General features: G+C 51.9%; 11 protein-coding genes. 8 read left to right on the forward strand and 3 right to left on the reverse strand.

Features of this window, described 5'->3' with window-relative positions; genetic code table 11:
• Nucleotides 1-79: 79 nt before the first annotated feature.
• From ACLGLO_RS00920 to ACLGLO_RS00930, 3 genes are all read left to right on the forward strand, one after another.
• The gene (locus tag ACLGLO_RS00920; RefSeq protein WP_492128541.1) at nt 80-1,534 is read left to right on the forward strand and encodes an AAA family ATPase; all 1,455 of its coding nucleotides are present in this window, start codon (nt 80-82) and stop codon (nt 1,532-1,534) included.
• A 29-nt stretch (nt 1,535-1,563) separates the two neighbouring features.
• On the forward strand, nt 1,564-2,082 hold the full coding sequence (locus ACLGLO_RS00925) for a hypothetical protein (RefSeq protein WP_492128542.1): 519 nt from the start codon (nt 1,564-1,566) through the stop codon (nt 2,080-2,082).
• Between the two features lie 233 nt (nt 2,083-2,315).
• Nucleotides 2,316-2,489 carry a hypothetical protein gene (locus tag ACLGLO_RS00930; RefSeq protein WP_492128543.1) on the forward strand — a complete coding sequence of 58 codons (174 nt, stop codon included), beginning with the start codon at nt 2,316-2,318 and terminating at the stop codon, nt 2,487-2,489.
• A 13-nt stretch (nt 2,490-2,502) separates the two neighbouring features.
• Here ACLGLO_RS00930 and ACLGLO_RS00935 read toward each other — a convergent pair whose 3' ends face one another.
• The 3 genes from ACLGLO_RS00935 to ACLGLO_RS00945 are packed head-to-tail and all read right to left on the reverse strand — an operon-like array spanning nt 2,503 to nt 6,021.
• Nucleotides 2,503-3,393 (reverse strand): NAD-dependent epimerase/dehydratase family protein, encoded by an 891-nt coding sequence (locus ACLGLO_RS00935; protein WP_492129096.1) that lies wholly within the window; start codon nt 3,391-3,393, stop codon nt 2,503-2,505.
• Between the two features lie 60 nt (nt 3,394-3,453).
• On the reverse strand, nt 3,454-4,359 hold the full coding sequence (locus tag ACLGLO_RS00940; RefSeq protein WP_492128544.1) for a glycosyltransferase family 2 protein: 906 nt from the start codon (nt 4,357-4,359) through the stop codon (nt 3,454-3,456).
• A gap of 60 nt (nt 4,360-4,419) precedes the next feature.
• Complete coding sequence (locus ACLGLO_RS00945; RefSeq protein WP_492128545.1) at nt 4,420-6,021, reverse strand: hypothetical protein; 1,602 nt, start codon at nt 6,019-6,021, stop codon at nt 4,420-4,422.
• Between the two features lie 129 nt (nt 6,022-6,150).
• Here ACLGLO_RS00945 and ACLGLO_RS00950 point away from each other — a divergent pair, with 129 nt between their 5' ends.
• From ACLGLO_RS00950 to ACLGLO_RS00970, 5 genes are all read left to right on the forward strand, one after another.
• Nucleotides 6,151-7,104, forward strand: coding sequence for an AAA family ATPase (locus ACLGLO_RS00950; RefSeq protein WP_492128546.1), 954 nt, complete (start codon nt 6,151-6,153; stop codon nt 7,102-7,104).
• A 75-nt stretch (nt 7,105-7,179) separates the two neighbouring features.
• On the forward strand, nt 7,180-7,830 hold the full coding sequence (locus tag ACLGLO_RS00955) for a hypothetical protein (protein ID WP_492128547.1): 651 nt from the start codon (nt 7,180-7,182) through the stop codon (nt 7,828-7,830).
• Nucleotides 7,827-8,096: a hypothetical protein gene (locus ACLGLO_RS00960; RefSeq protein ID WP_492128548.1), complete on the forward strand. Its 270-nt coding sequence runs from the start codon at nt 7,827-7,829 to the stop codon at nt 8,094-8,096. Before ACLGLO_RS00955 ends, ACLGLO_RS00960 begins: the two co-directional genes overlap by 4 nt.
• Nucleotides 8,093-9,853, forward strand: coding sequence for a DUF4129 domain-containing protein (locus tag ACLGLO_RS00965; protein ID WP_492128549.1), 1,761 nt, complete (start codon nt 8,093-8,095; stop codon nt 9,851-9,853). Before ACLGLO_RS00960 ends, ACLGLO_RS00965 begins: the two co-directional genes overlap by 4 nt.
• A complete protein-coding gene (locus ACLGLO_RS00970; protein ID WP_492128550.1) occupies nt 9,850-12,309 on the forward strand; it encodes a DUF4350 domain-containing protein in 2,460 nt (819 codons plus the stop codon). Before ACLGLO_RS00965 ends, ACLGLO_RS00970 begins: the two co-directional genes overlap by 4 nt.
• Nucleotides 12,310-12,410: the final 101 nt, after the last annotated feature.

Here is a 12,410-nt window from a genome sequence, read left to right on the forward strand (position 1 = left end):
ACCTTTATTGATCAGCTAGCAAAATATTATAACCTTCATCATCGAAATTTACCGTGGAAAGCTCTAGAAGGCAACGATTATGTCCGAAGGCAAAAAGCAACATGTCGAAGAGGATAGAATTTTTGTAAAGAAGCTATATATCGAGAACTTCAAGAGCATAAAGCACTTGGAGCTCGAGCTGAAGCCAGGAATAAATGTGTTAGTGGGTCCGAACTCCTCGGGCAAGACAAATGTTCTCGAAGCTCTCGATTTCCTTCGTAGAGCGCTGATAGATTTCGCTGGAAGAATACCATACGCGCCGCATATGCCTAAGTATTGGTCTGGCAAAGATCTGATATATGGCAGGGATCCGAGTAAAGTGGTTATGATAGGAATTTTGCTAGAGCACTACCATACCGAGAATGGAAAAGAGCGCAATGTGTACAGACAGGCCATTGAATTCAAAACATACTTCAGATACAGTCCACAGCTTGACACTCTGGTACCGTTCAAATATTATGCAGAGATATGGCCAGGCTTTGAAGTTATTGAGGTATTACCGAACCACATCAGAGTTGAAACAAAGGCTGAGATAATAGAAAAACTCCCGGAAAAGTTCTCGCATAAAATTATTTTAAAACAACTTTCTGAAAGGTTCAAATCAACATATAAGATGGAAGGAAATCGCTACATATACGAAGCTGAGGCTAGCTTTCCTGAACCCCTGCTTTTCTTTAAAATTTTTTTCCCATTAGAAGAATGCGTGTTCCAGCAATCTCATGGTATATGCGCATCAGTAACCCCAATACCATCCGAGACTTCACCTGATCTAATACCAATTCTCTATGGGTACTACGAGAAATATGACGAGCCACCCACTGAGACAGGCTTAAGATTAAAGTTCTTTAAGCCTCCAACACTAATCGAAACAATCCATGAAGCTTTGAGAAGAGTTGGTTTAATTCGCCACCCAGATATAGGTGCACTGACGGAGCCTAAACCTTATCAAGGTGAGCTTCGCCTCGATGATCGAGCTACGAATTTGGCTTCGGTTCTGCTTGCTTTGCAGGGTATGCGTGGGGTTTTGCCGGAGAGCTTTTCGGATGCAATGGCAAAGCTCTTCCCCGGGTTTTCCATAAAGGTTAATTCTTATATGGGCAAAGTAGCTCTAGAAGCAGAGGAGAATGGCTTAGAGTTGCCACCCCCAAATATTCCTGATGGGGCTATCAAGCTTTTGGCGATTATGGCTGCTGTAGAGCTGGAGCCCTCTATTCTCCTTGCTGATGAGATTGAGAACAGCATGCATGCTAAGATGCTAGAGTATATTGTTGATAGATTGAACAGCTTGAGCATCCCCGTTATAGTAGCTACGCATTCCCCAATAGTTGTAGACCTAGTTGAGCCCAGCAGAGTTTTAATAGTTTTTAGAGATACTGAGCGCGGAACTTACGTTGAGAAAATAGAGAAGCCTGATGAGCTCTATCAGGAACTCAAGCAGTTGGGGATCGCCCTGAGTGACTACGTGTTCTATAGGCTGACATACGAGGAGTCCTAGCTTCAGCCTAGACTTTGTGGTGTAGTATTTTGAGCGATGAGAGGCTGATCTTTGTTGAGGATTTCTATGGCAGTGATTTCCATAAGAAGCTCCTCGATAAGCTGAAGACCTTGAATATTATTGAATGGTCAAGAAACTCGAAGATATTCAGAATCCCTACCACCGGCTGCAATCAGGCTCTTGCTAGAAAAGTTTTAGCTAGAGTTGTGGGGGCCTCTTCATGGAAAATGCTCTTTATTATTGACTCCGAAAGGCTGAGTACAGAAGAGTCTACGAATCGAATATTAGAACACTTTAAATTAGAGGAAAGAAAACGGGTTAGAGTTGCGGTTGTTCAGCCTATGCATGAAGCTTGGTTGTGCATAGGATTGGGCGGAGATCGATCTAAGTGCAGAGATGATCCAATATATGAGCTCTCTAAACTGCTGAATAAGCAGTATGAAAAGCCACTCTTAGCAAAATACGTTGAAAAAATAGATGTAAAGAAGCTTCAATCTGAAGAGGATTTCAAAGCATATCTCGTTCAACTTGAATGGCTTAACGATTAGGGATGCTGTCCTAACCATAACCCCAAGTCCCAATGGGATAGGAGTAATGGGCTGGAAACCCGGCCTAAGGCTGAATAAAAAGTATGTAGCCCCAAACCTCCCGCTCTAGAGGTTTCGAGAACCCTCGCACTTCAGGGCGAGGAGGAGGTCGAAAGTTTCTTCTGTCGTTATATGGTCATGTTTTTTAAACTAAAATGGTAATATATTAAATTGAACATGATTGGTCGAGCTGTATGGAATTTAGCGCTGAAGAGCTCAGAAGGATTGTTAGAGAAGAGATCAAGAGAGCTCTGCTGGAGGCTCTAGTCGAGCTGCTGCCGACTGTAGATGAGCAGGAGCAAAGAGAAGTAGAGAGGATTGCTGGGAAGCCAAGCGATTATTCTGCGGAGGAGTTCATCTCTATTTAAAGCTGAGAAAAGATTAAGAAGCGGTGCGGCTTTCGAGGAACCAGGAGACGACGCTCTTCAGTCCTTGTGATATCTCGACGGAGGGCCTCCATCCTGGAAGAGCGTTTCCACCGCTTATGTCCGCCATGTTTATGCTGAAGTCCCCGCTCCTCGGAGATCCCTCGAAGGAGAACTCCAGGTCTTTTCTCCCCATTATCTCCGCTATCATCCGGGCAACTTCCTTTATCTTGTGCGAGGTTCCAGATCCAAGATTGAAAGTCCCGACTTCTCCCCCCTCGATCGCCATCCTGAATGCCTCGAGGACATCGTCTATGTATATGAAGTCCCTGGCCTCCTCCCCAGTTCCAAGAAGCCTCACAGGTTTCTGTCCCGACAATATCTTCCTCACGATGTCAGGAACCACGTAGGACCTGTAGCACTCAGGTCCGTAAACATTGAATATCCTGAAGATGACGTGCGATGAAGGAGCATAGTAGCGGACTATGCTCTCTCCCAGGGCCTTTGAGAGGCCGTAGAAGTTCACCGGGCTGGCTGGGCTTGAGACGGGAGTCGGGAGCTTCGAAGGGTTTCCGTAGACTGCGGAGCTGGAAGCGAAGACGATCCTGCACCCGAAGTGAGAGCAGAGCCTCGATGCGTTGAGAGTTCCCCCTACATTTGTCTCGAAGCAAAGCTCTGTTTCCTTCTCGCATGCTGGAACTGAGGCAACCGCTACAAGGTGAGCAACGGCATCGGGCTTTACAGATGAGAAGATCTTCCTCATGTCCTCATAGCTCCTCACGTCCACCCTCTCTTCGGGGATCTCCGAGGCAATGTCTATGTTGTAGACGCTGTGCCCTCTTCTCCTCAGAAACCTGACTAGGTGATGCCCTATGAATCCTGAGCCTCCGGTAACTATGATGTTCATCTTCTTCAAGGCATGCGCCTCCCAATCATGGATCGATCTGCTCCTCTCTTCTTAAAATACTCATGTCCTCCTCTTCTTCCTCACAGCCTTGATTATCCTCAGCTCAAGCCTCTTCATGTACAGGGAAATGAGAGCTGCAACGAAGAGCTGTACACCGGCGAGGGTCAGGAAGATGGCCACGAGCCCCTTGAAGTAGTAGTTTATCCCAAGGAAGAGGAGGTTGTACGCAACGTATGCCCCCAGGATCAGCCCCGGAATTGCTATGAGGGAGCCGAGAATGAATATGAAGAAGACTGGGTTGTACCTCCAGGACAGCCTGAGCATAGTTGCCGCTATCCCGAGGCCGTGGATGCTCTTGAGCTTCTTCTCACCGACCCTCTTCCTGTAGGAGATGGGGATCTCCGCTATCGATCCTCCGCTCGAAGCGACGTGGGCCGCTATCTCGCTCTCTATCCCGAAGCCTTTGCTCTCAAAGAACATCTCCTCGAGCACTTCCCTCTTCACAGCATACATGCCGCTGAGGACATCGGAGAGCCTCGTTCCGAATAAAGCGTTGAAGAAAGAGGTAAGCGCCCAGTTCCCAAATCTGTATATGAGGCCCTGAGAACCCTTCTCTGCGTTCTTCCTGACACCTATTGCTAGGTCGTTTCCTTGGACCAGCGCTTCAACGAGGCTACATACATAATCTGCAGGGTACGTATAGTCTCCGTCCATGACAACTATGTTCTCAGCATCGACATGATCGAGGGCGCTCTTCAGGGCATCCGCCTTTCCCTCCCCTTTCTGGAAGACGACCTTCACCCCCTTCTGCGATGCTATCTCGGCAGTTCCGTCGCTGCTCCGCCCATCAACAACGAGGATCCTCTCTGGGGGCACGCCCTTTGAGAAGAGCTCATCTAAGACAAGGCCTATTGCCTCCCTCTCGTTGAGCGTAGGTATGACCACAGTAAAATCGCTACAAGTCAATATTATGGCACCGCAATGAATTAATGAAGAACATCAATTTATAACTTTGGACGAGATCTTTCAATGAGAAAGCTTTTGTACTGGGAGCTCAGAGCTCCTCCTTCCTCTTAAGCTATGAGCGAGCCCAGCAGTCCCGAATAAAACGGCGATCAAAATTCCGAGGTAGGCGATCTCCTCTATTCCTCTGTAGTGGATACCCTCCTGCGGGGGCAGGGAAGCGCCTTTCAATAGAGAACGGATCTCGTTCAGAGAAAAGCTCTGGTTTTCCCCTGTGATGGGGGATATGAGAGTTATCCTGACGTATTCTTTTTCCGGGCTCTGAGGCAGCTCAAGGTGCGAATACCCGAGAGCAACCTTCGAGCTCAAGCTTGTTGCAATAATGAAGGATGCCGAGGAGTTCCCCTCATCTTCCACCCACTGCTGCTCTGTATAGAAGCCCCGGGATGAGAGGATTGAGGGCCATGGGATGAATGAGCTCGGCGCTCCAGCGATCTCTATGATGCTGTACACTGTTGCGTTACCTTCATCGATGACTGCAGCATATGATGCATACTGGCTGAGGGCTCCGCTTCCCATGGGAGTAGGCAGAGACTCCAGCTCAAGCTGCCTGAGGCTTGTGCTTTCTACAGAGCTTCCGGGAATCCCGAAGAGCTCAGAAGGATCCAGTTTGAGCTCTGCGCTGGGAGATCCGAGGTTAAGAGCAGGGAGTGAAAGAAAAGAAAAGATGACGATAGCGAGGGAGAGGTAGGCGAGCTTCAGTGCGAGATCCCCCCTTCCGGAAGGCGGAGCTGCATTCTTGGGCTTCAGCTTAGGCGAAGGGAGGCTCCGCATTACTGCTACTGAAGCGATTATGGCTAGGGCCCCGAAGAAAAAGGTTGGGGTGAAGAGGAAGAGCTGCGAGGCTGCTCCGGAGCCGGCGCTCTTCGCGAGGACAAATAGGAGGAGGATCCTCAGGAAGGTTCCCCCTATAACTGTGAGGAAAGAAGCAGCTACTGCCTTCGCAACGGCAAGGATCTTCTCATTCCTCCGAGCAGATGACCTCAATGCGAGGTAGAATATGAGGGGGAGCGTTGAGAGTGCTGCTGCGATTACAGCGATGCTGTTGAGCTGCGGAGCAATCTGTACCAAGCCTCCCTCAGGAGCTTCGATCCCCACAACGCCTTTCTCAGAGACTGTGGGGATGCCTGTCAAAGAAGAAGCAAGGGATGCCATTGGATCGAGGAGAGAGGTAGGGGAGAGAGCGAAGACCCATCCGGGCAAAGGAACCAAGATGAGGAGCAGGAAGAAAATAGCAGTTGGAATGAGGAGGCCGTCGAACTCGCTGAATGCAATGATGATTATTGAGGAGGAGGCCACTGCGAGGGAGAGGAGCTCGAACTCGAGGGAATGATCAGAGGGTATCCTGGAGAGGAGGAGGAAGGCTGAAGCAATGAGGATCCCCCCGAAAAGAGATGACGCTTTTAGGATCCCCGGAGGCCTCATCGTCGAGTGCCTCTTCAAGAGATCTGCAATTATCCAGGCTGATGTTGGGAATAAAATGAGCAGATAGCTGTACTGCTCCATCAGCAACATTTCCAGAAAGGACAGGATGCCCCCTCTGTAGAAGAGGGCGGAAAGGAAAGCTATTGAAACTAGTGCAGCTGCAGCAGTCCTCTTCCTCAATCCACATCACTTTCAGCAGTGAGAAAGACTGGCATTGCACTCCATATAAATTTTTATTAGTTCCGAACCCATTTTGATTCGTTGCTTGAAGGTTGAAAGATAAGAAAAAGAGGAGAGGAGTTGTTTCGGATGAAGAGGAGCGCGGATATCTGGAGCAGCATACTCGGAGAAATAATAGAGCAGGTAGGCAACATAGTCCTGGGGAAGGGGGAGGAGCTGGAGATAATAGTCTCAGCAGTTGTTGCAGGGGGCCACGTGCTCGTAGAGGGCCCTCCTGGCATAGGGAAGACTTTGGCGGTGAAGGCTCTCGCTAAGACGATAGGAAGCGACTACAGGAGGGTCCATGGAAACCCGGACATCCTGCCCAGCGATATGATCGGATTCTACATACACACTCTGAACGGCGACAGGAGGCTAGTGAAGGGGAGCGTATTCACCAACTTCCTCCAAGTAGATGATGTTAACAGGATCCCCCCTAGGGTGCACTCTGCCCTCCTCCAGGCCATGGCTGAGTACAGAGTTAGCATAGAGGGAGATACCTTCGAGCTGGAGAGGCCGTTCCACGTCTTCGCAACGATGATCCCTCCGGAAATAGAGGCTGGAGTGTATGAGATCTCCCTCGGCTTCCTGGACAGGTTCTGGGTCATCATAAAATCTGGTTATGTCGGGAGGGATGTAGAGGCTGAGATAGTGGGGAGGTCGGATGAGCTCTACCTCAGCAATGTAGAGCAGCTCAGGACTGTAATGAGCAGGGAAATGCTCAGAGAGCTCCAGGACTCATTGAAGGATCTCGTCTACGCGGACAGGAGGATCGTGGACTACATAGCGGACATAGCTTCCTACATCAGGTCGAGGGAGGAGGTGAGGGCTGGACCGGGGCACAGAGGGCCCATTTTCCTCTACAGGCTGAGCAAGGCATATGCCTTGATCAAGGGGAGGGACCACGTTGTTCCCGATGATGTTAAGATGCTCGCGAAGTACGCACTTCCCCACAGGATCCTGCTGAAGCCAGGGATACCGGAGGGGAAGAAGGAGGAGATAGTTCAGGATGCATTGAGGAGCGTCAGCGTTCCGAAGGAGTGATTCGAGGAATGGAGGAGATCTTCGAGGCTTTTCCCCAAGCAGGCTTCTCTTCTCTAAAGGCACAGGTGGTCAGAGTTGGATGCTAGGCTTGTAGCTCTCGGAGTAGCGATAATAGCAGTTTCCTCTGGATTCGCAGCTTACTCCCTCTATGCAGGTATGGGAAGCGCAGCGGGGGTCTCGCTCTCCGCCATAGTTTTCGGGGGGGTCCTCGCCGCCATAGGATACACGTACAGGGATCCCTTGAGCGAAGCAGTCCTTCGGTACAGTTCCTCCATATCCTCAATTTTACTCAAGGTATATGAGGACATGGGCCTCCTCGGAGGAGAAAGCCTCAGGGCCTGCTTGAAAGATGGAAGAGTCCTCGTAGTGTTCTCCAAGAAGCCCGTTTCATGCAGGGAAGTCGAGCCAGGCATTGGGGTTTCGGAAGCTTCGCCTTACATGGCAATCCCCTCTGAGGTGGCTTCCGAAGGAGGGGATCCGCAGCAGGCCATAAGCGAGCTCGGCTTCTCGGAGAGGGCTTCAGTCAAGAAATCTGGGGAATCGGTCTCCGTGGAGCTTATAGGTGTGAAGAAAGAGCTGCTCGGCGGAGAGTGGAGGCCTCTCAACCCAGTTCAAGTCCTCATTCCCGCATATCTCTCATCAACGCTCGGGGTAAGCCTAGAGAGGGTTGAAGAGGAGTTCGCCGGCGGGGTTTACAGGGCTGAGTTCAGGGTGATCGAGGGGTGAAGAGCGCGGCGAGGGACATAATCATATACGCTCTGCTCCAGTCCGTTTTCTCCTCGGCTCTTGCTGCGCTTGGGGAGGATAGGCCGGATGCATACGTTTCAGTTTCGATCCTCATCTACTTCGTTTCAACTACTGTGCTTCCAAGCTTCAGGAAGTACTCAGATCTCAGGGTCCTCGATGCTGTCCTGATGGCTGTGTTCGCGGCAATAGCTGCGGTAAGGGTTCTGGAGATTCTTGGATATACGCTGCGAGTGGTGTTTCCATGAGGAGGATCTTCGCATTCATTGCGGTCTTGGCCTTCTTCCTTGGCATCCCAGCTGCATGCTCAGCCGACGGCTACAGATTCGACCCCGCTCCAATAGCTTCCATGCTGATCGATGCCCTCTCAAGCCTTCACAGCGGGAGCTACGAGAAAGCTGCTGAAATAGCAAATGAGGCTCTCAGCGTTAATGCAACGGAATACCTGGGGTACCTCCACGAAGATGTGTGGAGCATGCTGAGGGAAGTGAGCGAGATCGCTTCTGTAGCTTCATCTGAGAGAGGAAACGCCTCCATAGCGACATTCTACAGGTTCTACAGGCTGAGGCTCCAGCTGCAGCAGGAGCTCCCTTCATATGCAGAGGAGCTTGTAGGCATGATCCAGGATTCAGCAACGAGGGATTACTACAGCGCGAGGCTCTCGGCTCTCATTTCTGGGATGAGCAACGCATTCGATGCGATACAGAGCATGCTGACGAGTGGAGTTCAGGCCCCAAACGCAATTGAGTTCAGTGCTTCCCTTCCAAGCTCAGCGGAGGCAGGGAGCTCCCTGGAAGTTGAGCTCATGTTCAAGGATGAGACATACGTTGACAACATAAGCGTTTCCCTCCTCTGCTGCGGGTTCTCCGAGAGATCTCTCTTTCTGGTGGGAGAAAACACGAGCAGCTATGCGTTCAGCATAGATATCCCGGGGACGGAGAGGGGTTACTTCACTTCGGAGGTGAGCACTGCATCTCTCTATATAGCTGTAAGCGGGGAAGTCCGGGGATCCCCGGGGTACGGCCTCGTCTACAGGACCCTGAACATCACAGCGGAAAAGCCTCCTTTGAGATTCTATGCTCCTCAGAGCATTGAAGCGGGAGGGCATCTGAACCTCTCAATTGAATCGGAAGCAGACGAGGAGCTGTACTCGAGGATCCTTGTAGAGAGCCAGGATAGAAGCACGATTTTCCTCAACGAGACTCTCGCTGTTGACCCTGGAATTAACGTTTATGATCTCGATGCGAGAGGTATTCCAAGCGGGGCTTACATTGTGATCTTTTCAGTAGAGCCGAGGGGGAAGTACCTAGCAGCTTCCTTCCAGAGCAACCTCACAGTTATGGGTAAAGAGCTGGAGGCTTCGGTTGGGGCCCCGAGGCTTTCCCTCTCTCTTTCTTCGGAGATCCCCCTCTACCTAGTCCTCCCGGAGGATCCGGGGAACTACACTGTTCTCGTGAGGGAGGGAGGGGGGAAGGTGCTCTACGTGGGGAACATGAGCTCGGGGATCCGGAGCATAGCTCTCAAGCTGGGCTTCTTTTCGATAGCTGCAGAGAAGAACCTCACTGTGGAGATAATACCGCAGAACGGGACATATGAGGAAAAGCAGGCATCCGTCCAGGTATTCGCTATAAACCCGGTCCTCATAGCTGCGATCGCTGCTCTGTTTTTAGCGCTTTCGAGCGCCTCATCGCAGAGCCTCTCCATGAGCTCAACCAAGCTGCAGCTTTTCCTCGAGAGGCTTGCAGGGAAGGAAAGAAAAGAAATTCCTCAGCCCGTAAGGCTCTACAGGAGGCTCGTCCGCATCCTCTCCGCTCATTCCCTTCCCCCTCTCCCCAGCGAAACGCTGAGGGAGTTCGGAGAGAGGGCAGCGAGGGCTCTCGGGGGGTCTGCGGAGAAGCTCAAGGCCTTCCTCTTTGCCTATGAAAGGTTCTTGTATAGCAAGAAGAAGCCCTCGGAGGAGGAGCTGAGGGATTCCTATAGAGAGGCGGAGGAGGAGCTCAGGTGAAGGCCCCCGCGATCCCCCTCATCATTTCCTTCGTCCTGGCCCTCTCAGCCTTCTCTGTGATCCTTTACGCTCCATCGAGCTCTCCTCTGAGCCCATGGAACACGGGGAGCTTGGGGATGAGCGAATTAGTGCAGAGGACGGGCGCTTCGATAGACCGGAACCTGACAGGCATACAGTGCGGCTCCGAAGTTGTCATGGTTCTCGAGAGGCCGATGACTCAGGAGGAAATGAATGCTGTGGAAAGGATGCTGAGCTGCGGCTCCACCGTTGTTTTGGGGGACTCGGAGGGGTACTCGAAAGAGCTTCTGAGCTCCCTCGGGATCCCTGCAGAGCTCTCGGGGCCTGTCCTGGACGAGGTCTCAGCTCTGGGGAGCAGGTGGGTCATAAGGACGGAGACGACAGGATCTCTCAGGATCCCTGTAGCAGTACCAAACGCAACGGCCATCGCTTCCGGGAAGGAACCGGATGCTCTTGAAGCCTATACATCGAGCTATGCATACATAGACGAGAACGGGAACGGCTTCTACGATGTTGGGGAGCCGATGGGCAGGTTCCTCATACTCGCTGGGTGGAAGGTGGGGGGAGGGGAGCTCATCCTAATACCATCGGAGCTATTCTTCTCCAATGAGTACATAGGACTCGAAGGGAACACGGAGCTGCTGGAGAACCTGAGCAATGCAAAAGGATTGCACATCTACACGGGAGCGCTTCAGCTAGGAGCTCTGGATGCAGTGAAGGAGGAGGTATACGGCTGGAGCCGGGGGAGGCCCCTCCTGGTGACATATCTCGCAGCTCTAGGCGCTTCCTCGGCTCTCAGCTTCGTCTGGGCCTCTAGCAGCTTCGAGATGAGGAGAAAAGTGGAAAGGAGGGAGAAAATCCTCCTCTCGATCCTCACAGCTCTCGTCTCTGTTCCGTGCGCAGCCTATGCTTACTCGAGCGGAAATTTCCTGTATGCACTCCCAATACCAGTCCTATTGGCCATCCTCATAGCTACACCGCAGGCATCTCTCCCATTCGCAGCCTCGGTCTCCCTCGCTTCCTCGGGGCTCAGCCCGTACTTCTCCCCGATATTCATAGCTGCTGCAGCTGCAGCTGGGAAGTACGCTGAGTTCAGAGAGGGGAGGGGGTTCCTGGGACCCTCATCGCTCTCCTCCCTCGAGCTTATAGGGTTGAGCTCCCTCTCAGCCTTCATATTCCCCCAGGTAGTCCCCGCCCTCCTCTCTGCTTCCATTGCTGTAATAGGAGTTGCAGCTTTCCAGTACGCTTTTTCCCTCAGAAACGCTGAGGTGCAGCTGCTCAACGGAGGAAACGATGTCTACGCTGGCTCGAAGGTAGCAATAGGCTTCCTAGTTAAAGCGAGGAGCAGCATAGTTCTGATTGCTGAGACATGGAGGAAAAGGGTCATCAAGAAGGCAGAACCGGGAAGCATTGTTGTTCTAAGCGAGGTCGCTGAGCACATGGGGGTGAACCGGATGAGCGTAGAGCTTTCAGCCTCCGATCCCTCAGGGTTCGCCTTCAGGAGCCTTGGAGCTTTGACAATCGAGTTCAACGCCCTCCCGATGACATCGAGGTTGCTGGAGAGGGCTGGAGAAGCCCTTGGGAGGATGGGAGCGGGATCTGTGCCGCAGGAGCTTTCGATGAGCGTGCTAATGAGGCTCGAAGAGGCCGGAATGGCTTATGCGATTCCGCAGGAGGAGTTTGAAGAGCTGGCGAGATCGCTTCTCGGATCCGGGATCTCAGGACTGATCGGGAGGCTGATAGCGGAGTACGCTTCCTCTCAGCAAATGCGGAGGAGGAGCTATGGAGAGTATGCTGGAGTAAAGGTATATGAGCCTGGAGACCCCTTGAAGACCATCCACTGGAAGAAATCATTGAGCAAGCAGATGCTGGTCTCGAAGGACTACACCTCTTCGGGTGAGGACTCAGGTGCAGGAAAGGCGGGAGGCTCTTCAGAAGGAGGAGTGCTGATAGCAAACCTCGACGCCTCCAATCCAGAAGAGCTGGATGCAATCCTCGCGAGCATCTTGCACTACGTCCTCGATATTGCTTCCAAGAGCCCAGAGGGGGAGGTTGATTTGATTATCCTCTCGAGCTCCTATGCAGTTGCCCTCAGCGGGAGGGCGAGGGAGATGCTGAAGCTCCTCTACGATGCTCTGAAGGCGAACCCGGCTGAAGCGAGGTACAGCTACGAATCGATAAACAGGCGCATGAAGCCTGGAGAGCTTGCTCAGCTCATCGCATCGAACGGAAAGACATTTAGGGCCGTGAGAACCTCACTAGAGCTGAGCAGCAGGTCGCTGGTAGATGCCATGATCAAGTCAGGTTACAGACCCCCCATGGCTTTCACACTGCTTCACAGCAAAGCCATGTCAACGTGGGCTTCCTACGCTGTCCAGGCACTCAGCCTGCTGGGGTACAGCTATAGGAGCTTCGCGGAGGTGGCGGGAAACGGGTAAGAGGATTTATGTCTTAGCAACGATCCTCATAGCGATAGCTTTCCTTTCTATTCAGATTCCGCACGCTTCGGCTGAGAACGCCTCGAGCAGTTCGAGTACTG

The sequence above is a fragment of the Fervidicoccus sp. SLHALR4 genome, from assembly GCF_058692745.1.

Bases quoted from the DNA above. Each gene is read 5' to 3' on its own strand.
- ACLGLO_RS00920 (WP_492128541.1), top strand. From the start codon at position 80: ATGTCCGAAGGCAAAAAGCAACATGTCGAAGAGGATAGAATTTTTGTA.
- ACLGLO_RS00930 (WP_492128543.1), top strand. From the start codon at position 2,316: ATGGAATTTAGCGCTGAAGAGCTCAGAAGGATTGTTAGAGAAGAGATC.
- ACLGLO_RS00935 (WP_492129096.1), bottom strand. From the start codon at position 3,393: ATGAACATCATAGTTACCGGAGGCTCAGGATTCATAGGGCATCACCTA.
- ACLGLO_RS00950 (WP_492128546.1), top strand. From the start codon at position 6,151: ATGAAGAGGAGCGCGGATATCTGGAGCAGCATACTCGGAGAAATAATA.
- ACLGLO_RS00965 (WP_492128549.1), top strand. From the start codon at position 8,093: ATGAGGAGGATCTTCGCATTCATTGCGGTCTTGGCCTTCTTCCTTGGC.